The following is a 20,490-nucleotide window of genomic DNA, read 5'->3' as shown; positions in this document are numbered from 1 at the left end:
TCAAGGAAAGGCAATTGTTTAGATAATGCCGCGATGGAGAGTTTCTTTGGGCGGATGAAAGTGGAATGTTTTTATGGCAAAACTTTCGAAAACATTGAAGAACTTGAATCTGTTATCAAAGAATATGTTCGTTATTACAATGAGGAAAGAATACAATTAAAATTAAATGGACTGAGCCCTGTTCAATACAGAATTCAGTCCTTAAAATAACAGTCTAACTTTTCGGGGTCAGATCACTTGCCCCATATACAAATATGGGGCTTTTTTATATATAAACAGATCTAACTGCCGCCCCCAAAAAACCGCACCTCGTTGATGCGGTTTCATTATCATTTAGAAGGAATGCTATTTTTTCTTCGCATATTTCAAAGAGTCGATCGCTACCGCAAGGATAATGATGGTACCTTTGATAATATATTGCCAATATGGGTTTACGCCGATGTAGGTTAAACCATAGTTGATAACAGTGAAGATGATTACACCAGTAATTACGCCGATAACTGTACCGACCCCACCGGCAAAAGATACACCACCAACCACGCAAGCGGCGATAGCATCCAATTCATACATAAAGCCGAGGTTATTAGTCGCACTACCGATACGACCACCTTCCAACATTCCGGCAAAACCGTAAAATGCACCGGCAAGCACATAAACGAAGATTAAGTTACGCGCAACGTTTACACCGGACACGCGCGCCGCTTCCGGATTACCGCCGATCGCAAACATATTTTTACCAAAGCGTGTTTTATTCCACACGACCCAGACAAAAAATGCAGCGATTGCAGCATAAATGGTGATGTAGGAGAGTCTGAAATCGCCAAGTTGGAAGAAACCTTGGGTAAATTCAGAGAAAGATTTGCTGAAACCGGCGATCGGAGAAGAGCCAACCGCATCATAGTAAAGTGAGTTTGCACCATAGACGATAATCATCGTTCCTAAAGTCGCAATAAACGGTGTTACATTCAGATAGGCGACGATTAAGCCGTTAATCATTCCGATAACTGCACCGATAGCACAAACGATTAAAATCACAACAGGAATTGGCATTTCAGCAAGATCAGGGAACACGCGATTGGTATTATCCAACGCTTGTAACATTGTGGCGGAAACCACCGCTGCCAAACCGACCTGACGACCGGCGGATAAGTCCGTACCTTGTGTAATCAAGATACCTGCCATACCTAATGCAATGATAAGTCTAACAGATGATTGAGTTAGAATATTACTGAAGTTTAGTAAACTTAAAAAGGTATCATCTTGAGAAACGATCACCCCTAACAAGATTAAAAGAACAAAATAAATTGCATTTTGTTTCATAAAATCTAGTGATTTTTTTTGTTGAATACCAGCCATAATTCAATCCTTTTATCAACTTATAAATATTTTGCAGCAAGTTGCAAAATTTCTTCTTGTGAAGTTTTTGCGGTTTCGACAATACCTGCAACACGACCATTACTCATTACTAAGATTCTGTCTGTTACCCCTAACAGTTCAGGCATTTCAGAAGAAATCATGATGATTCCTTTGTCTTTTTCAGCTAACTGCATCATTAATTGGTAAATTTCAAATTTCGCCCCAACGTCAATACCACGTGTAGGTTCATCCATCATTAAAATTTCTGGTTGAGTTAATAACCAACGCCCAATAATTACTTTTTGTTGGTTACCACCAGATAATGAACCAATATTAGTACGATGAGATGGCGTTTTTACATTCATTGAGTCAATTACCCATTGTGTATCGCTTTTCATTCTTGCTGTACTCAACAAGCCAAATTTGCCTAGATACGCTTTCATATTTGAAATCAATGAGTTAAATTCGATACTTAAATTAGCATAAATCCCTGTTGAACGGCGTTCTTCTGTGATTAAGGCAAAACCGTTATTAATCGCCTCCAATGCACTTTTATTGCGCATCTCTTTGCCGTGCAGTTTGATCGTTCCGCGCGCTCTTTCACGAATACCAAAAATAGTTTCAACAATATCAGTTCGTTTTGCGCCCACCAAACCGGCAATACCTAAAATTTCACCTTTACGAAGTTCAAAACTGATATCTTGGATAGACGGTTGATTTTTTGCCGTTAGGTGTTCAACAGTAAGAATGGTTTCTTTCGGCACATTGCGTTTTTCAGGGAAACGCTGGGTTAATTCGCGACCAACCATCATCGTTACTAATTGATCCATATTAGTATCTTTAATTTTGACGGTATTGACCCATTTTCCATCACGTAAAATGGTCACTTCATCACAAATCTTAAAAATTTCATCCATTTTGTGAGAAATATAGATAATGCCGCAACCACGATCTTTTAGTTTGGCAATAATTTTGAACAGATGCTCCACCTCTTTTTCAGACAATGATGAGGTCGGTTCATCCATAATAACGATTTTGGCGTTATAGGAGAAAGCTTTTGCAATTTCAATCATTTGCATCTGTGAAACAGATAAATTGGCAACTTTCTCTTTCGGATCAATATCAATATCCAATTCATCAAAAATCGCTTTTGTATCACGATACATTTTCCCGTGATCCACTAAAAAACCATTCAACGGATAACGCCCCAACCAGAGGTTATCCATTACACTTCTTTGACGAACGAGATTCAATTCTTGGTGTACCATCGAAATCCCATTTTCAAGGGCTTCTTTTGAGGTACGGAAATTAACGTCTTTGCCTAAATACAGAATTTCGCCTTCATCTTTCGCGTAAATTCCAAATAGGCACTTTAATAATGTGGATTTTCCCGCGCCATTCTCGCCCATTAATGCGTGAACGGAATGTGCGTGAACTGTTAAATTGGCGTGGTCAAGTGCTTTCACACCCGGAAATGACTTGCTGACATTTTTCATTTCTAGCAGCACTTGACTGCTATTTGTTTCGGCTTGTACTACCATATTCAACCCCAAAGCAGGAAAGTGGGGGATTGCTCCCCCAAGATCTGGTAATCAGATTCTTATTTTAAGAAATCACTTAAATTTTCTTGATCGACACCGACATAAGGAATACGAACAACGCGTTTTTCTAATTTCCATTGTGTGCCATCTGTCGCTTCTTTGCCTTTCGCTAAGTTGCTGGATAAATCAACAACTGCTTGAGCTTGACCAACACCATCGTTCAAGACAGTACCGGCAATTTCACCTTTCTTGATGAGTTGAAGCACTTCAGGCAATGCATCCACACCATAAATCGGTAATTTTTTACCGTGTGCTTTGGTTGCTTCCAATGCGCCCATCGCCATACCATCATTGTTGGAGATGATCACTTCAATATCGTTAGCTTTTGAGCTGGATAACCAAGCATCGGTTTTATCTTTCGCCATTGCTGCATCCCACATACCGGTATCCAAGAAGAGCTGTTCGGTTGGAATACCTTTTGCGTTTAACTCTTCAACAACATATTTGGTACGTGCTTCTGCATCAGGGTGCCCTGGTTCACCTTTTAATAAAGCAAATTGGATTTTACCGTCTTTATTCAAATCCCATTCCGGATGTGCTTTCCACTGTTTCGCAATCAAATCACCTTGAATAATGCCTGATTCTTTCGGATCAGTACCGACATAGTAAGCTGCATCATAGCTGTCAATTGCTTTTTGACCTGGATCTTTATTGAAGAAAACAATCGGTACGTTCAAACCTTTCGCTTTATTAATCACTGTTGGCGCTGCAGATGGGTCAACCAAGTTAATCGCCAATGCTTTTACGCCTTTAGAAAGTAAAACATCAATTTGGTCGTTTTGAATAGATTGTGCATTTTGTGAGTCATTCATCAATAATTTAATGCCTTCCACTTTTTCAGCATCTTTATTGATTTCTTTGCGCATCAAAGACATAAAGTTGTCGTCATATTTGTAAATGGTTACACCGATACGAACATCTTTTGCCTGCGCCATAGTGCTTAATCCTAAGCCTAATGATAATGCAATCGCACTGAGTACAATTTTCTTCATAATACACATCTCCTATTAAATTTACTGGAAATTCATAATCTTAAGAGCAAATCGCTCTTTATTTATACAGTCGAAACTATTGTTATCAACTGTTGGTTATCTTTCCATACCGCTATTGCAGAAATATAACTGTGAATAGCATACAGATTTTTTTAAATATTTGATGTGATCGGTTTCACAAAAATGTAACTCAATTACAATTTTTTTTATTTTATCCGTCTTTCAACAGAAAAACGCCTTACCAAAGTCGGATTAAATTGAATCGGTTCCGGCAGATCAATATCATTATTAGCTAGGCTTAATGCTAATTTAGCTGCATAATTTGCCATTAAATCAATAGGATAACGGATAGTGGTTAATTTAGGGATTAAATGATTGGCGATCGGCATATCGTCAAAACCGATTAAAGAAAAATCTTTAGGCACAATAATACCGTTTTCACTCAATACCGACATTGCACCTGCTGCCATTGAGTCGTTATAGGCAACAACTGCTGTTAAGTCACTGTTATAACTCAATAAATTAATCATTGCCTCTTCACCGCCTTCAAAATTCGGTGAGCTTTTCGTAATTGCTAATTCTCGGATAGGGATTTTATATTTTTGCAATGTATTTAAGTAACCTTGTAATCGATCCGTTTCATCGTGTATCGGATGATTAGAACCGATATAACCGATACAACGATGACCGCTACGAATTAAGGTTTCAGTAGCAATTTCCGTGCCTTTGACATTGTCTAACCCTATGCAACGATTCTCAAATCCCGGCACAATCCGGTTAATAATCACCATTCCTTTAACCGCCGTTAAATATGAAGTCAACTCCTCATCCGATAAGGCTTTTGCGTGTACCACCAGACAAGTACAGCGCTTGCGTAACAGGTTATCAATCGCTTTGCGCTCTTTATCCGCATTATGATAGCCCATACCAATCAAAATATTTTTCTGATAACATTCCGCCACTTGATCTACCGACTTCACTAAAATCGCAAAAAACGGATCCGTTACATCTGTTACAACAACGCCGATAGTATCTACAGCGTGAGAAGCCAATGCCTGAGCATTCGCGTTCGGTTGATAGTTTAATTCTGCAACTGCTTGTAATACTTTATTTTTTGCCTTTTCGCTAATACTTGGGTGATCATTGAGTACACGAGAAACCGTTGCAACTGAAACCCCAGCTACTTTAGCTACATCGCGAATCGTTACCATATTTTTATCCTATACCAATCTTTGTTACATTATTTTCGTAAATAATAACGCTAAATAGATACATCGTACTAAAAATATGTTCTTTTTGTGATCTGGATAACAGTTTATTGCGAAAATAATTGGTATCTTAAGTATTAAATTGTAACCGTTTACATTTAATAGCAAGGAATACTTTATGAGCGAGATTTTTGATCCTACAGAACATCCACACCGCCGTTATAATCCATTGAAAGGCGAATATGTGCTGGTTTCACCACATCGAGCAAAACGCCCTTGGCAAGGTCAACAGGAAAAAGCAGCAGATGAACAAAAACCCAGTTACGATCCAAACTGTTATCTTTGTCCGGGAAACAAACGCATTACAGGGGAACAAAATCCGCAATATACCCAACCTTTTGTCTTCAAAAATGATTTTTCAGCACTATTGAATGAAACGCCGGCACCGCCAACAAGCACCAATCCGTTATTTCAATCTAGCCAAGCAACCGGTGAAAGCCGTGTGGTTTGTTTCTCACCGGATCACAGCAAAACCTTGCCGTTGTTGACTGAGCAAGAAATTTTTCAGGTCATTCAAGTGTGGCAACAACAGCTTAAAGAGTTAGGGCAAACCTATCCGTGGGTACAGATTTTTGAAAACAAAGGGGCAGCAATGGGGTGTTCCAATCCTCATCCGCACGGTCAAATTTGGGCAAACAGTTTTTTACCGAATGAAATTGCACGCGAAGATCAAATGCAACGTCAATATTTTCAGCAACATCATTCTGTGTTGTTGGTCGATTATGCCCAACAAGAGTTGGAACGGAAAGAGCGTATTGTGGTAGAAACTGAACATTGGCTTGCCGTTGTACCGTTTTGGGCAGTTTGGCCGTTTGAAACTCTGCTCTTGCCTAAAGCTCACGTAGCGCGAATGACGGAATTAAACGACTCACAAAGCCGTGATTTATCCACTGCTTTGAAGCAATTAACCACAAAATATGACAATCTTTTTATGACCTCTTTCCCTTATTCAATGGGCTTTCACGGTGCGCCATTCACTGATCAAGATCAGCATCATTGGCAATTACACGCCCATTTTTACCCGCCACTATTGCGTTCAGCAACAGTGCGTAAATTTATGGTCGGTTATGAAATGCTAGCTGAATCACAACGTGATTTAACCGCAGAACAGGCAGCCGCTCGACTAGCCGCGTTATCCACCACCCATTACAGCCAAATTTGATTGAGAGGATGTTATGCAACCTATTGAAATTGCTAAAAAAGTATTTATTGAACGCTTTACCGATCAACCGACATTGCAAGTTTATGCGCCCGGTCGGGTTAATTTAATCGGTGAACATACCGACTACAATGATGGTTTTGTTATGCCCTGCGCAATTAATTACGGCACTTCGATTTGTGGTAGACCACGAAATGATCACCTGTTTAATGTTTATGCCGCTGATTTAGATGAACAGGATCAATTTTCATTGCTGCAGGAAATTAGACCGAGTGATCGGAAATGGTGCAATTATGTTCGCGGCGTTGTCCATTTTATTCAGCAAGCTTGCCCTGATTTTACACAAGGCGCAGATGTTGTGATTAGTGGTGATGTTCCGCTCTCATCCGGATTAAGTTCTTCCGCCGCACTGGAAGTGGCGACCGGCAAATTCTGCCAACAATTAGGAAATCTAGCACTTACAAATACACAGCTCGCCTTAATTGGACAAAAGGCAGAAAATATTTTTGTTGGTTGTCAATGCGGCAATATGGATCAGCTCATTTCTGCCTTAGGGCAACAACATCACGCACTGATGATTGATTGCCGTAGTTTAGACACCATTCCAACGCCGATTCCGGATAATTTAGCGATTATGATCATTAATTCTCACGTCAAACACGATCTGGTTGATGGCGAATACAATACGCGCCGGCAACAATGTGAAACCGCAGCTAAATTTTTCGGGGTCAAGGCATTGCGCGATGTGAATGTGGCGCATTTTAATGCTTACGGAAAAGAGTTGGAACAACAAGATCCGCTAGCTTATAAACGCGCTAAACATATCGTGACCGAAAATGCTCGTGTATTAGAAGCAGTTGAAGCTTTAAAACAGAATAATATCAAATATTTAGGTGAATTAATGGCTCAGTCGCACCAATCTATGCGTGATGATTTTGAAATTACCGTACCGGAAATTGATTATTTGGTGGAATTAGCCCAATTGGCTATCGGCAATAGCGGTGGTGCAAGAATGACGGGTGGCGGTTTTGGTGGCTGTATTGTTGCTATCGCACAACACGAGAAAGTGGAATCAGTACGCCGACTCATCGCTGAAAACTATCAAAAACAGACCGGCTTAAAAGAAGATTTCTATGTTTGTACCGCTTCTCAAGGGGTTCATTTATGCTAACTGCAACAAAAATTATCGCCGCAGATAACTTGCCCTATCAGTTGGTGACACTCACCAACAAAAACGGGATGCAAGTGCAATTAACTGACTGGGGTGCGACCATTTTATCCATTTTAGTACCGGTCAAAGGCAAACTTCGTGAAACAGTTTGTAGCTGTCCTCTCTCTAAATTGGCAGAAAATCAAGCATTCTTAGGGGCGACTATCGGTCGTTTTGCTAATCGAATCAATCAAGGTCAATTCCGTTTAGCGGCAAAAACACAAAAGATCGTAAAAAATCAAGATAATAAACACACCTTGCACGGTGGTGTCGGCTTTGACAAACGCCGTTGGAAAATTGAACATATCGGCGCACAAACAGCCGTTTTTTCCCTCTTTTCAGCGGATGGTGATCAAGGTTTTAGTGGTAATTTACAGGTTTCACTACAATATCGCTTGACTGACGATAATGCCTTACTTATTGATTTCTCAGCAAAATGTGATCAAGACACTGCCTTAAATTTAACCAATCACAGTTATTTTAATCTTGATGAAGACGTTACTGATGCTCGTCAACATCAATTACAACTGTTTGCCGATTACTATTTGCCGGTCAACGCAGAGGGTATTCCAAATCGTCCATTGACTGCAGTTGAGGCAACACATTTTGATTTCAGAACAGCAAAAATCATCGTTACCGACTTTCTAAAAGATGCCGATCAGCAAGCGGTCGGTGGTTATGATCACGCGTTCCTATTGCAAGGTAAAAACGGTCAACTAAGACCGGCCGCCAAATTGACTTCCTCTTCGGGTGATTTAACATTACTGCTCTCCACCACACAAAATGCTATTCAGGTTTATAGCAGTAATTTCCTTGCCGGCAATCCAAGCTACAGCGGCACGTATCAAAATTATCAAGCTATTGCATTAGAACCTGAAGCATTGCCGGACACCCCAAATCATCCGGAATGGTATCAATATGGTGGCATTCAAAAGGCTCACCAACCTTATCATCAACAAATTGTTTATCAATTTATTTAGCACAAAAAAAGGTGGTCAATAAAAAATGGCCACCTTTTATTCTATTAATGATTAGTGAAAAATTATTCAACTATTTTTCACATAAATGTAAATATTCTACTGTTGTATTCGCACTATAAATTCTATTATCGGAATTATCTGCTTTAAAACGCTGATAATTTTTTGAAAAACAATCATATTTCCCATATCTACTCATTATATTCTTGATCGTCTCCAAACTCATTAATCCTTCATTATTATAACTCAGGAAAATATATTTAAAATTTGCTGATCTTAATAATGACTCAAACTCTTTTTGAACATCGACTTTACTACAATATTTAGACTTTACATAATCTCTTAACCCTGTTTTCCCTTTTGGAGAAAACTCTTTATATTCAGAAATTGTATTAAGCAAATGATAATTTGCACCATATTGCCTTGAGTTATATGGAGGATCTAAATATAGAATATCTCCCTCAACTCTCTTAATTAATAAATTAGCATCTTCATTATAAACTCTATGAGAATTTGAATTGATATCGAAATAGGCAGGCTCTATTATTATTTCTTTTTGTGCAGAACGTTTTAATTTTTTTAAAAATGCTCCATAAACTGAAGCTGTATTAGCTATTTTATCTGCACTTTCGAGTAATGAACATAATAAAAAATAATACTGTTCCTTAGAAATATAACCCTTATCTCTCCAGATTTCTATCTTTTGTCTTACAGCATCTATCTTTTTACCATTTTTTTCTGAAAAATAAAGCCTATTAGACTTTCCATTTTCAGAGTACTCTTCAAAAATGAATCCTGAAACTCCATCTAAATCATTTAATTCTTCTAACAAATTCAAGTATTCAATAGGAGTATGATTCTCAATATAATTTTTATTTAAAATATAACTGTATAATTCTATATCATTACTGATAACTTGCTTCACAACTGGTTTAAATTTTCTTCCAACTATACCTGTTCCAGCAAATATATCACAAAAAATTTTATTATTAAGGTTACCTCCCACTATTGAAGAAATACTATCAAAAATAAAATTAGACAACTTATTTTTAGAACCAATATAATTCATATAACTTCTTAATCATCCGGATATAATGTTTTAAATACAGAATCAATAGCTTGTCCAGCTGCCAATTCACTTACTTTTCTAATCATTATTTTTCTATATTGCACAGGGTCATATTGATAACATCCCTTACAGCCTAGCTCTTCAGTATAATGCTCATCTCCTTCATAAAAATCAAAAGGATTACCTTTAATATTTTTAGCACTCCATCGAATATTAGTTTCCTTACAACGTTTACATATTTGTCTTTTTACATCATTTGCTGCTTTGCATAAAGGTTGAAAATCATCAATATGCTGAGAGTTTATATCTGATACTCTTAGATCATTTTTTCTGCCATCTTTATGATCAATTTCTATTCTAGTATTTTCCGAAAAACCTTTTACTCCCAGCATAACACAGCATTGATCTTTATAATAATTCTTAATTTTTACATTAATTGCTTGATTAAACGATGCTTCCTTATTAAATCCATTTAATCTAATTGCATCAACTCCATTACCAGAGGTAATTGTTTTATCAGTTTCAATAATATACTCTCTAGCTAAACTTGAACTTCTTCTACCCCAACTAAAACCATTCCCTAATTGAAGTTCGCTATATTTACCATTAAATTCATCTACTGATACCCATCGGCTCACACCTTGCTCATCCGGTTTTGCCAACTCAAGGAATAACTCTTTTTTCGTTTTCTTACTCATTTTAATTTTTTAAATACCATTATATACTCATGTTTAAATAAAAAATAATCACTTCTCAATGCTCTATATTTCCATATATCTTGTTTACCTAACTTTCCTCTATTTCCTTCAATATTTTTAACCACAATGCCTTTTAACTTCACCTTTAAATATTTTTTGATTGCATACATCAGATAAAAACCTAATGGGATAACTTCACTATTTTTATAAACATCTCCTATAACAACCGCAAAATACTTATTTTCTTCTAAAAAATTAAAAGCATTAGTAATTGCCTGAATAAACTTTCCTATAAAAACTCTTACACTATTTATATTGGACAAATCCTCGCTTCTATTAGTAAATTTTATAATATCCATATAGGGTGGATGAGCAATAAAAAAATCCACCTTATTTTTATTCAATGATAACAAATTAACTAATATAGATTGATTAAAACTATCTGTATTCGTAACATCACAGTTATTGATAAAATATTTTATAGGAGTGGCACTACTCATTTGGCTAAAAACATAATCTATAATAGATTGATTAATATCAAATCCAATAAAATTTCTATTTAAATTTTCACACTCATATAGAGTCGTTCCACTTCCCATAAACAAATCTAAAACAGTATCACCTTCTTCCGTATAACGTTTTATCAATTGATATGGAATTTGAGGAATAAAATTACCATGGTAAACATTTTTATGTTTACCTTTTTTATCCCTCTTATCTATAATCCATAAACTATCTACATTCAGATCTGAATTTTTCCAATCTTCTTGCATATTGTTATATAAATCATTTATCCAACAAAAACGCTTTCAACTTATCAAAATCTGCCGGCATTGTGATTGATAATAACGGTAAGGCGTTATGTTTAGCCAATGCTTCCGGTAATGCCACTTCAGTCTCTAAAATACGTTCGACACTCTCTTTAAATTTTGCCGGATGCGCAGTACAAAGGAAAATACCGGTTTCTTCCGGTTGTAAATCCTGTTTCAGCACTCGATAAGCGATAGCACCGTGCGGTTCGCAGAGATAACCTTTTGCAAACATATCCTTCAATGTCTGCTCGGTTTCAGCATCGGTTACACTATCAGAATGCAAGTCATTTAAGGACCAGTTTTCACGGCGGAATAACTCTTCAACACGCGGCCAGTTATTCGGACGACTCACATCCATTGCATTGGATAAAGTTGCCACGGTGGCATTCGGTTGCCACTGATGAGAACGCAAATAACGCGGTACAGTGTCATTAGCATTGGTTGCGGCAATAAAACGTTTTATCGGTAAGCCGATCGCTTTGGCAATTAATCCGGCAGTTAAATTACCGAAATTACCGCTCGGCACAGAAACCACTACATTTTGGCGTTGCGCTTTCGGCAATTGGGCAACGGCTTCAAAATAGTAACAAATTTGAGCCAATAAACGGCTGATATTGATTGAATTGGCAGAATTTAAGCCAATCGCTTCACGCAATGCCTGATCATCAAAAGCCTGTTTAACCAATGCTTGGCAAGCGTCAAAATCCCCTTCAATGGCGATAGTACGAATATTTCCACCCAAAGTGCAGAATAATTTTTCTTGCAACACGCTGATTTTGCCTTTCGGATAGAGAATGACGACATCAATATTTTCCAATCCATAAAATGCGTGTGCCACTGCAGCGCCGGTATCACCTGAAGTTGCCGTTAAAATAGTGATTTTGCCATCTTTGCGAACAGTCGCTAATGCTTGAGCCATAAAGCGTCCGCCAAAATCCTTAAATGCCAAGGTCGGGCCGTGAAACAACTCCAATGCATAAATATGATCTTCAACTTTAGCCAGCGGTGCCGGAAAGGTAAACGCTTTCGCCACCATATTTGCTAACTGCTCAGCACTAATTTCATCACCGATAATAGCGGATAAAATGCGTTGGCTGCGTTCTACCAAAGGCAATGCCAACAACGCTTCAACATTATCAAAATGTGGTAAGGTTTCCGGAAAGAACAGACCTTGATCTTTCCCTAGCCCTTGACGTACTGCCTGTGAAAAATTGACTTTCTCTTCCGGATGTTTGATGTTGTATAAATTCATTCTTTTTCCTTTTATGCTTTAACCAAGTTGTCTTGCACCCTGATTGTCGACCTGACAAATATGCACAAAACCTTCATTATTTTGTAAATAGTGTTTTTCTAAATAATCCGCCACTTTATTCGCTGTGGTTAAATCCGGGGCAATGGAGAACATTGTCGGGCCGGAACCTGAAATGCCGGTAGCCAATGCGCCAAGATCTTGCGCCGCCTGTTTCACTTCAGCAAAGTTCGGTAATAATTGCTGACGATAAGGCTCGGCAATAACGTCTTTCATCATAATAGCGGCTAAATTTTCTTGATGTGTGTGGCAAGCGTGCACAAATCCACCCAAATGTCTGCCGTGAGCAATAACGTCCTGACGGGTATAACTCTTAGGCAAAATTGCTCGCGCCTCTGCAGTGGAAACTTCAATTCCCGGGTAAGCCAACACCCAATACCAATGATCGAAAAACGGCAAACGTTGACAAATTGAACCGAGCGACTGCACCATAAACTGCACACCACCCATAAAACAAGGCGCAACGTTATCGTAATGGATTGAACCGGAAATTCTGCCCTCCAATTCCCCCATCATCTCCAACAATTCCATATCAGAAAACGGTTCTTGATGGAATTGATTTAACGCGACCAATGCCGCCACAATTGAACAGGCACTTGAACCTAATCCTGAACCTATCGGCATATTCTTTTCTAAGGTTAAACGCAACGGTTTTAATGGCTGATTACGCAATTTCAAACGCTCACTAAACAGCACATAAGCCTGATAGACAATATTTTTTTGTGGCTCTTTCGGCAATTTACGCACAAAATAACCGACACTTTCAAATTCAAATTGATTGGCACACTCCTCAATTTGAATAATATCACCCAACAATGAACCATCAATCGGTGAAATTGCTGCCCCTAAAGTATCAAATCCGACACTGATATTGGCACTTGAAGCCGGCGCATAAATTCGTAACATAATCAATCCTCTTTATTAACGGCGTAAAGTCCGCAAAATATCTGCAAAAATTCCGGCGGCAGTCACATTATTTCCTGCACCATAACCCCGTAATAATAAAGGAATTGGTGAATAATAACGAGTATAAAATGCTAATGCATTTTCTCCATTTTTCACTTTATAGAGTGGATCTTCTGGATCTACCGCTTTGATCGCCACTTTGCACTTACCGTGATTGATTTCACCGACATAACGCAACACTTTGCCTGTTGCCTGTGCCGCTTGCACGCGTTTTGCAAACTCTTCATCCAATTCAGGCAACATTGTCATAAATTCAGCGGTTGATTTACCTTCAGCAAAGCCTTTCGGCAACACCCCTTCCACTTCAATATCTTTGAGTTCCAATTCCAAGCCGGTTTCACGCGCTAAAATCAATAATTTACGCGCTACATCCTGACCGGAAAGATCATCACGAGGATCTGGTTCAGTAAACCCTTTTTCTTTCGCTAAACGTGTTACTTCAGATAATGATTTTCCTTGCTCCAATTCACCGAAAATAAAGGAAAGCGAACCGGATAAAATACCATCAAACAGTTCAACTTCATCACCTGCCGCTAATAAGTTTTGCAAATTTTCAATCACCGGCAAACCGGCACCGACATTGGTGTCATAAAGGAAAAGACGCTGATTAACCAAGGCTGCATCACGCAATTTGTGATAATACGCCAAACTTGAGGTATTTGCTTTTTTGTTAGGCGTAACCACGTGGAAACCGGAATTCAAGAAAGTTAAATAGCTGTCGGCAATCTCTTGATTGGAGGTGCAGTCTACAAAAATAGGATTAAGCACGTGCTGATCTTCCACCGCATCAATAAAACGGTGTAAAGAGAAATGTTCATTTGAATTTGCCAATTTTTCACGCCAATCAGTTAAATCCAAACCATCAACATTCAATAAAAGACGTTTTGAATTGGCTATGCCGCAAACACGAATGGCAATATTTTTTTCCGCTAAAAACTGTTGCTGATGAGCGATTTGATCCAATAATTCACCGCCTACCCCGCCGGTTCCGACCAAAAAAATACGCAATGACTGTCGGCTGTTGAACAATGCCCGATGCGTTGCTTTCACACCTTCAATCGCTTTTGATTGCGGCACTACAGTTGAAATAGAACGTTCAGACGACCCTTGAGCAATCGCAACGATGTTGACATTCGCCTGTGCTAATGCAGTAAAGAATTTTGCGGCTATACCACGACTTTTACGCATTCCGTCCCCAACAACAGAGATAATTGCCAAATTATCCAAAATTTCAATTTCATCTAAAGCACCAGAAGACAATTCATTAGCAAAAGCACGTTTTAAGGCACTCTTCGCTTTAGTAGCAGATTTTTGTGGTACACAAAAACTAATACTATATTCTGATGAAGACTGGGTAATTAAAATAACAGAAATGCCAGCTCTTGACATTGTGTCAAAAACACGTGCTGCCATACCAACCATTCCTTGCATTCCTGGTCCGGAAACATTAAACATTACCACGTCATTCAAATTGGTAATACCTTTCACCTGCAAGGTTTCAGAATGCACATTGCCATCAATCAATGTGCCTGCTGCACTTGGATTACCAGTATTTTTAATCAAACAAGGAATATTAAATTGAGCAATCGGCGCAATGGTACGTGGATGAATAACTTTCGCACCAAAATAGGAAAGCTCCATCGCCTCCTGATAAGACATTGTTTCCAACAATCTCGCATCTGGCACTAAACGCGGATCACAAGTGTAAACACCATCCACATCAGTCCAGATTTCACAACAATCTGCGTGTAAACAAGCGGCTAAAACCGCGGCGGAATAATCCGAACCGTTGCGCCCTAACACCATTAATTCGCCTTTATCATTACCGGCGGTAAACCCTGCCATTAACACCACACTCTGTTTTGGAATTGACGGAGCATTAATGCGTTTAGTGGATTCCTCAATATCCACAGAAGACTCCAGATATTCCCCTTGTGCTAACAGTTGTTTTACCGGATCAATAACGTGTACTTGGTAACCTTGCGCTTCAAACCAAGCTGCCATCATCGCAATTGACAGTTTTTCACCACGAGAAATGATAGAAGCATTAATATTATCCGGACATTGAGATTGAGGAGAGAATTGAGAAAGGGTAGATTCGATTTGGTCAAATTCCTGTTGGACAACTTTTCTTAATTTTTCATCATCAAATTTCGCATTTTTTTGTTTCAAGCCACTCAAGATATTCTCAAAAATCTGCTTGGCTTCTTTGACATCCTGTTGCTTATCCTCGCCTTTATTTGTCTTATCCACCAGCGCCACCAAATAGTTAGTGATTTTTGCCGGCGCAGAAAGCACGGCAGCTGCCTGATCTTTTAAATGTGCTTGCAGAATAAGCTCACCCGCTTGAGAAAAACGTTCCGGATTTGCCAATGATGTTCCGCCAAATTTTAATACTCGCATGATGTTGTCCTCTTTATTGTATTTTGAAAATTATCTAAAACATTACCCATAAAAAAACCCGCATTTTTTAAGATGCGGGTTTAACAATCCTGTTTTTTGAGTGCTAACCCGCCCCACTAATAATAATGGTCATCATAATGCGGGTCATCGTAATAACAGTCATTGTCATAGGAATCTTTATAACGCTTTTAAATTTCAATGGTGATAATAAGTACCTAAATTCATTCCACTTGTCAAATAAAATTATGAGAATAATGAGAAATTTTTCTATAATAAAAACCGTTTTAAGCATTTAGGAGATAAAAATGGAGATTGCACAAAATTTAGCACATATTCGCCAACAGATTGCGGATTGTCATCCCACTCAAGAGGTAACACTTTTGGCTGTCAGCAAAACTAAACCTTTCGCCGACATTCTCAAAGCTTATCACGCCGGACAACGTCAATTCGGTGAAAATTATGTACAGGAAGGTGTGAAAAAAATTCAGCTGGCGCAACAACAAAATCTTAACGACATTACTTGGCATCTGATCGGTCCGTTACAATCCAATAAAACACGGATCGTGGCGGAGCATTTCGATTGGGTACAAACAATTGATCGCGTAAAAATTGCCGAACGTCTAAGCCAACAACGCCCTGATCACCTCCAACCGTTGCAAGTGTTGATCCAAATTAATATCAGTGATGAAAATTCAAAATCCGGCATCACTCCGCAACAAATGGAAGAACTGGCACAGCAAATCATTAACTTACCAAAATTGCAACTGCGTGGACTAATGGCAATCCCGACACCGACAGAAGATATTAACCAACAAACTGCCGTTTTTAATCAGATGAAAGCGCTGTTACAACAGCTGCAACAACGTTTCCCTCAACAAAAAATTGACACCTTATCAATGGGAATGACGGACGATATGCAAACAGCAATTGCTTGTGGTTCTACGATGGTGCGCATTGGCACTGCTATTTTTGGTAAACGAAATTACTCCGTTTAAGGTATTTTGATTCCCCTTAGGGAAAGGATTATGCTGACCGGCGTTTTGATTTTTGATTGAAAACAAAGGAGTAACAATGAAAAAACTACTGTCAGCAGCTGCCATTTTCGTATTTGCCTCTTCTGCCTCTGCCGGAATGATGCATTCCCAGCATATGTCCGCAGCAAACGAAGCTTATATGCAATCTATGGGCGCAATGCACGATTCAATGATGAAAGGCATTTCCCATCAAGATCCGGATGTTGCTTTTGCCGCCGGAATGTTACCCCACCATCAAGGCGCGGTAGCAATGGCGGAAGTCGAATTAAAATATGGTAAAGATCCGGAACTAAGACAACTCGCTGAAAATATTATTAAAGCCCAACAAGCAGAAATTAAATTTATGCAACAATGGTTGGAAAAACACGGCGAGAAATAGAAAGCTCCCAATAATAGAAAAAGTGTTGGTCTTAATTATTTTTGTAATTATTACCAACACTCTTGTCCACTATGCCTAAAAGAGTCCGCATCTTAATTAGTTAGAAAACTAACTTTTTGGATACGGATTCTTTTTTGTTCTATTTTGCTTTTAGTAATTTACGCTAACTTTTCCAACACTGCCAACACGATCTTGGAGGATTGTTTGACTGCTATCGGTAAAAACTCATCAAAAGAGATATGTGATTCTTTATCTGCCACATCGGAAATGGCACGAATAACAACAAACGGTACATTAAACGCGTAACAAGTGTGAGCTATCGCTGCCGCTTCCATTTCCACCGCCGCAACTTCAGGGAAATCCTGACGAATTCGAGCAATCATATTGGCACCATTAATAAATTGATCTCCGGAACAGACTAAACCAATCACAGCATTTTGCGCCTGCTCGGTTACCACTGTATTCACTATTTCAATCAATTTCTCATCTGCAGTAAATTTTTCCGGACACGCCGGTAACTGCCCTTTCGCATAACCAAAAGCGGTGACATCAGCATCGTGATAGCACACTTTATCAGAAATAATAATATCGCCGATATTTAATTGTGGATTTAAACCACCTGCCGAGCCGGTATTAATAATACAATCCGGTTGGCAAGTTAAAATCAATGCGGTTGTTCCCATTGCTGCTGCGGTTTTACCAATTCCTGATTGCAGTAACGCCACCTGATGACGACCGATTTCGCCCTCATAAATTGTACAAGTCGCTAATCTATTTATCCGTTTATTTTTCATTAAATTCTGTAATATTTCGACCTCTTGTGCCATTGCACCGACAATACCTATTTTCATTTTTTTCCTCGTTGTTCTTGTACAATTTTTGCTGTTAATGAATCCAAAACCGCCATCGTGTAATCATCATTATAGAGTGTACTACCAGTTAAAACATAACGCCCATTAACTGAAACAAACGGCAAGGTAAATACCCCATATTTTGATGTCGAATTAATAGATTGATTCACTTTAGTGGCAACTAATTCCGAATTAAACACCTCTAAAAAAGTCTCAAAATTAATTTGTTTACGTGTTAACCACTCTTGTAAGAATTTCCCTCGATGGCGATTATTTCGATTAAACTTTTGTTCCGCCGTATCAAAAATAAATAGATCGGCAAGATCCGGATGTCCCATACTCTCTAGAGAGTAATAAACCGCTGCCGAAAAATAACCTCCCGGTGTCGCCGCCGGAATCCATTCAATATCAACTTTATCCGGATTCATTCGTTTATATAAACTCAAATTATCCGCCGCCATTAAACAAATACGACACTCATAGGAAAAGAAAAATTTAATTTTGATCTTATTGTCTGCTGCCGGTTCTTCTTGTATCGGTTGCTTATAGGAAAAATAGTCCTTACCGTCTTTGAAAATCGGCAACTGTTCTGCGTAACTCGCTGTCACCGATAACGCAAAAAGCAAAAAATAAAAAATTTGCATTGCCAACTTAATACTGTTCATTGCTTATTCCAATGCCTCTATATAATTGACTAATAATTGTACTTGTCTATTGCCTCGATATTCGTTGATCGAGAGATGATAAACCATTCGCGCTGTTTTAATCGATAAATCAGGGAATCGTCTGGTATCGACATTAAACTGAATGGCATCAAACAAACCGCCGCCCTGTATCGGCTCCAACAACATTTTTAGATGTTTTTCGCCGACCAGTCGTTGCTGTAAAATCCGAAACTCTCCATCAAATTGGGGTTCAGGGAAATGCTGCCCCCAAGGCCCTGCAAACTGCAACATTTCTGCCGTAGAAACATTCATTTGTTGAGAACCCAGTTCACCGTCAGTATAAATAACACCTTGCAGCGATTTTTCATCCAACCAAGATTTCGCATATTGATTGAACAGGCGTTGAAATTCCGGGAAATATTGCTGATGAATACTCAAACCGGCAGCCATTGCGTGACCACCGAATTTAATAATGATTTCAGGGTGTTGGCTATGGATATGATCGAGCAGATCACGAATATGCAAACCTTCTATTGATCGTGCAGAACCACGCAAAATGCCCTCATCTTCCTGGGTAAAAATTGCTGTCGGGCGATGAAATTGATCTTTCATTCTTGCCGCCAAAATACCTAATACACCTTGGTGCCAATCCGGCCGATAAAGCGCAATCGCAAAGGTATTTTCCTGATAAACCGGTTTTAATTCACGCAGATAGTGCAAGGCTTCCTGCTTCATACCGGTTTCGATCTCTTTACGTGTTTTATTAAGTGTATCCAATTCCAGCGCTAACGCTCGCGCCTGTTCCATTGTTTCTGCTAAAAGTAACTCCACACCAATCGACATATTATCAATTCTGCCGGCGGCATTTAATCGAGGAGCAATAGAAAAGCCTAAATGGCTGGAAACAATCTGTGTAATATCCAGATTAGCGACTTCAATTAAAGCTCGAATGCCACAATGGCAATGCTGCGCACGAATTCTTGCCAAGCCTTGCGAAACCAAAATGCGGTTATTGTGATCCAACGGCACTACATCCGCCACGGTTCCCAATGCAACAAAATCCAATAATTCCGCAAAGTTAGGCTCTTTTTTATCGGCAAAAAGCCCTTGTTGGCGAAAGGCAGCGCGTAACGCCACCATTAAATAGAAAGTCACCCCCACTCCAGCGAGATATTTGGATGGAAAACCGCAATGCGCTAAATTAGGATTCACAATAACATCGGCATTTGGTAATTTTTCACCTGGCAAATGGTGATCGGTAACAATCACTTGCACCTGATGCTGTTTTAAATAATCAACTCCCTCTAGTGAGGAAACGCCGTTATCAACAGTAATCACCAACTGCGCCTGTTTGTCCAACGCATCTTGCGCCACAGAAACACTCAAGCCATAACCTTGTTCAAAACGATCCGGCACTAAAAAATCAACTGATTGAAACCCTAACTGACGTAAAGCGAATACCGCAACTGCAATACTGGTTGCACCATCCGCATCAAAATCACCGACAATCACAATCCGCTTTTGTTGATGATAGGCTTCAATCAATAATTCAGTTGCTTGCTCCAAATGCGTCAATAAAGAGGGCGGCAACATATATTTCAAGGCATAATTTAGTTCCGCTTCAGATGCTATGCCTCGACTGCGATAAATGCGATCCAATAACGGATCAGCGTTCACTTGAACTCCGTTTGCAACTTCTCTCCGTTGAATAATTTTTACAGCCTGATCGTTCATACTATTT

General features: G+C 39.0%; 19 protein-coding genes. 6 read left to right on the top strand and 13 right to left on the bottom strand.

The window, feature by feature from the left end:
* Positions 1-210 (top strand): IS3 family transposase (locus A3EO_RS0101190; RefSeq protein WP_018345639.1); only part of this gene is annotated, 210 nt, incomplete at its 5' end.
* A gap of 135 nt (positions 211-345) precedes the next feature.
* Here A3EO_RS0101190 and mglC read toward each other — a convergent pair.
* The 4 genes from mglC to A3EO_RS0101170 all read right to left on the bottom strand — a co-directional run bounded on the left by mglC (position 346) and on the right by A3EO_RS0101170 (position 5,160).
* A complete protein-coding gene (mglC, locus tag A3EO_RS0101185; protein ID WP_013746683.1) occupies positions 346-1,356 on the bottom strand; it encodes a galactose/methyl galactoside ABC transporter permease MglC in 1,011 nt (336 codons plus the stop codon).
* A 20-nt stretch (positions 1,357-1,376) separates the two neighbouring features.
* Positions 1,377-2,897: a galactose/methyl galactoside ABC transporter ATP-binding protein MglA gene (gene mglA, locus A3EO_RS0101180; RefSeq protein WP_018345638.1), complete on the bottom strand. Its 1,521-nt coding sequence runs from the start codon at positions 2,895-2,897 to the stop codon at positions 1,377-1,379.
* A gap of 59 nt (positions 2,898-2,956) precedes the next feature.
* On the bottom strand, positions 2,957-3,949 hold the full coding sequence (gene mglB, locus A3EO_RS0101175; RefSeq protein WP_013746681.1) for a galactose/glucose ABC transporter substrate-binding protein MglB: 993 nt from the start codon (positions 3,947-3,949) through the stop codon (positions 2,957-2,959).
* Between the two features lie 206 nt (positions 3,950-4,155).
* Positions 4,156-5,160, bottom strand: a complete 1,005-nt coding sequence (locus tag A3EO_RS0101170) for a substrate-binding domain-containing protein (protein WP_018345637.1) — start codon at positions 5,158-5,160, stop codon at positions 4,156-4,158.
* A gap of 175 nt (positions 5,161-5,335) precedes the next feature.
* On the opposite strand from A3EO_RS0101170, the gene galT reads away from it, so the two are divergent.
* The 3 genes from galT to A3EO_RS0101155 are packed head-to-tail and all read left to right on the top strand — an operon-like array spanning position 5,336 to position 8,566.
* Positions 5,336-6,379: a galactose-1-phosphate uridylyltransferase gene (galT, locus tag A3EO_RS0101165; protein ID WP_018345636.1), complete on the top strand. Its 1,044-nt coding sequence runs from the start codon at positions 5,336-5,338 to the stop codon at positions 6,377-6,379.
* Between the two features lie 13 nt (positions 6,380-6,392).
* Complete coding sequence (gene galK / locus A3EO_RS0101160; RefSeq protein ID WP_018345635.1) at positions 6,393-7,547, top strand: galactokinase; 1,155 nt, start codon at positions 6,393-6,395, stop codon at positions 7,545-7,547.
* The gene (locus A3EO_RS0101155; RefSeq protein ID WP_018345634.1) at positions 7,541-8,566 is read left to right on the top strand and encodes a galactose-1-epimerase; all 1,026 of its coding nucleotides are present in this window, start codon (positions 7,541-7,543) and stop codon (positions 8,564-8,566) included. The genes galK and A3EO_RS0101155 overlap by 7 nt, the downstream gene beginning before the upstream one ends.
* Before the next feature lie 70 nt (positions 8,567-8,636).
* On the opposite strand, the gene A3EO_RS0101150 is transcribed toward A3EO_RS0101155, so the two are convergent.
* The 6 genes from A3EO_RS0101150 to thrA are packed head-to-tail and all read right to left on the bottom strand — an operon-like array spanning position 8,637 to position 15,820.
* Positions 8,637-9,632, bottom strand: coding sequence for a DNA adenine methylase (locus tag A3EO_RS0101150; RefSeq protein ID WP_018345633.1), 996 nt, complete (start codon positions 9,630-9,632; stop codon positions 8,637-8,639).
* 8 nt (positions 9,633-9,640) lie between these two features.
* A complete protein-coding gene (locus A3EO_RS0101145; protein WP_013746674.1) occupies positions 9,641-10,330 on the bottom strand; it encodes a type II restriction endonuclease NlaIII in 690 nt (229 codons plus the stop codon).
* On the bottom strand, positions 10,327-11,103 hold the full coding sequence (locus A3EO_RS0101140) for a DNA methyltransferase (protein ID WP_018345632.1): 777 nt from the start codon (positions 11,101-11,103) through the stop codon (positions 10,327-10,329). The genes A3EO_RS0101145 and A3EO_RS0101140 overlap by 4 nt, the downstream gene beginning before the upstream one ends.
* Positions 11,104-11,116: 13 nt before the next feature.
* Complete coding sequence (gene thrC / locus A3EO_RS0101135; RefSeq protein ID WP_018345631.1) at positions 11,117-12,394, bottom strand: threonine synthase; 1,278 nt, start codon at positions 12,392-12,394, stop codon at positions 11,117-11,119.
* An 18-nt stretch (positions 12,395-12,412) separates the two neighbouring features.
* Positions 12,413-13,357 (bottom strand): homoserine kinase, encoded by a 945-nt coding sequence (gene thrB / locus A3EO_RS0101130; RefSeq protein ID WP_013746671.1) that lies wholly within the window; start codon positions 13,355-13,357, stop codon positions 12,413-12,415.
* A gap of 15 nt (positions 13,358-13,372) precedes the next feature.
* Entirely contained in the window at positions 13,373-15,820 is a 2,448-nt protein-coding gene (gene thrA, locus A3EO_RS0101125) for a bifunctional aspartate kinase/homoserine dehydrogenase I (protein ID WP_018345630.1), read from the bottom strand.
* Positions 15,821-16,125: 305 nt separating this feature from the next.
* Here thrA and A3EO_RS0101120 point away from each other — a divergent pair, with 305 nt between their 5' ends.
* Positions 16,126-16,815: a YggS family pyridoxal phosphate-dependent enzyme gene (locus A3EO_RS0101120; protein WP_018345629.1), complete on the top strand. Its 690-nt coding sequence runs from the start codon at positions 16,126-16,128 to the stop codon at positions 16,813-16,815.
* A gap of 76 nt (positions 16,816-16,891) precedes the next feature.
* Positions 16,892-17,233 carry a CopM family metallochaperone gene (copM, locus tag A3EO_RS0101115; RefSeq protein WP_018345628.1) on the top strand — a complete coding sequence of 114 codons (342 nt, stop codon included), beginning with the start codon at positions 16,892-16,894 and terminating at the stop codon, positions 17,231-17,233.
* A 158-nt stretch (positions 17,234-17,391) separates the two neighbouring features.
* Here the strand turns inward: copM and mtnN are convergent, their stop codons facing one another.
* The 3 genes from mtnN to recJ are packed head-to-tail and all read right to left on the bottom strand — an operon-like array spanning position 17,392 to position 20,483.
* Positions 17,392-18,084, bottom strand: coding sequence for a 5'-methylthioadenosine/S-adenosylhomocysteine nucleosidase (mtnN, locus tag A3EO_RS0101110; protein WP_018345627.1), 693 nt, complete (start codon positions 18,082-18,084; stop codon positions 17,392-17,394).
* Positions 18,081-18,749 (bottom strand): thioredoxin domain-containing protein, encoded by a 669-nt coding sequence (locus tag A3EO_RS0101105; protein WP_018345626.1) that lies wholly within the window; start codon positions 18,747-18,749, stop codon positions 18,081-18,083. Before A3EO_RS0101105 ends, mtnN begins: the two co-directional genes overlap by 4 nt.
* Positions 18,750-18,752: 3 nt before the next feature.
* A complete protein-coding gene (recJ, locus tag A3EO_RS0101100) occupies positions 18,753-20,483 on the bottom strand; it encodes a single-stranded-DNA-specific exonuclease RecJ (RefSeq protein WP_018345625.1) in 1,731 nt (576 codons plus the stop codon).
* Positions 20,484-20,490 lie beyond the last annotated feature (7 nt).

This window comes from Gallibacterium anatis DSM 16844 = F 149 (genome assembly GCF_000379785.1).
Lineage (GTDB): Bacteria > Pseudomonadota > Gammaproteobacteria > Enterobacterales > Pasteurellaceae > Gallibacterium > Gallibacterium anatis.
This window is presented reverse-complemented; position numbering and strand designations above follow the sequence as displayed.

Bases quoted from the DNA above. Each gene is read 5' to 3' on its own strand.
- mglC (WP_013746683.1), bottom strand. From the start codon at position 1,356: ATGGCTGGTATTCAACAAAAAAAATCACTAGATTTTATGAAACAAAAT.
- mglA (WP_018345638.1), bottom strand. From the start codon at position 2,897: ATGGTAGTACAAGCCGAAACAAATAGCAGTCAAGTGCTGCTAGAAATG.
- mglB (WP_013746681.1), bottom strand. From the start codon at position 3,949: ATGAAGAAAATTGTACTCAGTGCGATTGCATTATCATTAGGCTTAGGA.
- A3EO_RS0101170 (WP_018345637.1), bottom strand. From the start codon at position 5,160: ATGGTAACGATTCGCGATGTAGCTAAAGTAGCTGGGGTTTCAGTTGCA.
- galT (WP_018345636.1), top strand. From the start codon at position 5,336: ATGAGCGAGATTTTTGATCCTACAGAACATCCACACCGCCGTTATAAT.
- galK (WP_018345635.1), top strand. From the start codon at position 6,393: ATGCAACCTATTGAAATTGCTAAAAAAGTATTTATTGAACGCTTTACC.
- A3EO_RS0101155 (WP_018345634.1), top strand. From the start codon at position 7,541: ATGCTAACTGCAACAAAAATTATCGCCGCAGATAACTTGCCCTATCAG.
- A3EO_RS0101150 (WP_018345633.1), bottom strand. From the start codon at position 9,632: ATGAATTATATTGGTTCTAAAAATAAGTTGTCTAATTTTATTTTTGAT.
- A3EO_RS0101145 (WP_013746674.1), bottom strand. From the start codon at position 10,330: ATGAGTAAGAAAACGAAAAAAGAGTTATTCCTTGAGTTGGCAAAACCG.
- A3EO_RS0101140 (WP_018345632.1), bottom strand. From the start codon at position 11,103: ATGCAAGAAGATTGGAAAAATTCAGATCTGAATGTAGATAGTTTATGG.
- thrC (WP_018345631.1), bottom strand. From the start codon at position 12,394: ATGAATTTATACAACATCAAACATCCGGAAGAGAAAGTCAATTTTTCA.
- thrB (WP_013746671.1), bottom strand. From the start codon at position 13,357: ATGTTACGAATTTATGCGCCGGCTTCAAGTGCCAATATCAGTGTCGGA.
- thrA (WP_018345630.1), bottom strand. From the start codon at position 15,820: ATGCGAGTATTAAAATTTGGCGGAACATCATTGGCAAATCCGGAACGT.
- A3EO_RS0101120 (WP_018345629.1), top strand. From the start codon at position 16,126: ATGGAGATTGCACAAAATTTAGCACATATTCGCCAACAGATTGCGGAT.
- copM (WP_018345628.1), top strand. From the start codon at position 16,892: ATGAAAAAACTACTGTCAGCAGCTGCCATTTTCGTATTTGCCTCTTCT.
- mtnN (WP_018345627.1), bottom strand. From the start codon at position 18,084: ATGAAAATAGGTATTGTCGGTGCAATGGCACAAGAGGTCGAAATATTA.
- A3EO_RS0101105 (WP_018345626.1), bottom strand. From the start codon at position 18,749: ATGAACAGTATTAAGTTGGCAATGCAAATTTTTTATTTTTTGCTTTTT.
- recJ (WP_018345625.1), bottom strand. From the start codon at position 20,483: ATGAACGATCAGGCTGTAAAAATTATTCAACGGAGAGAAGTTGCAAAC.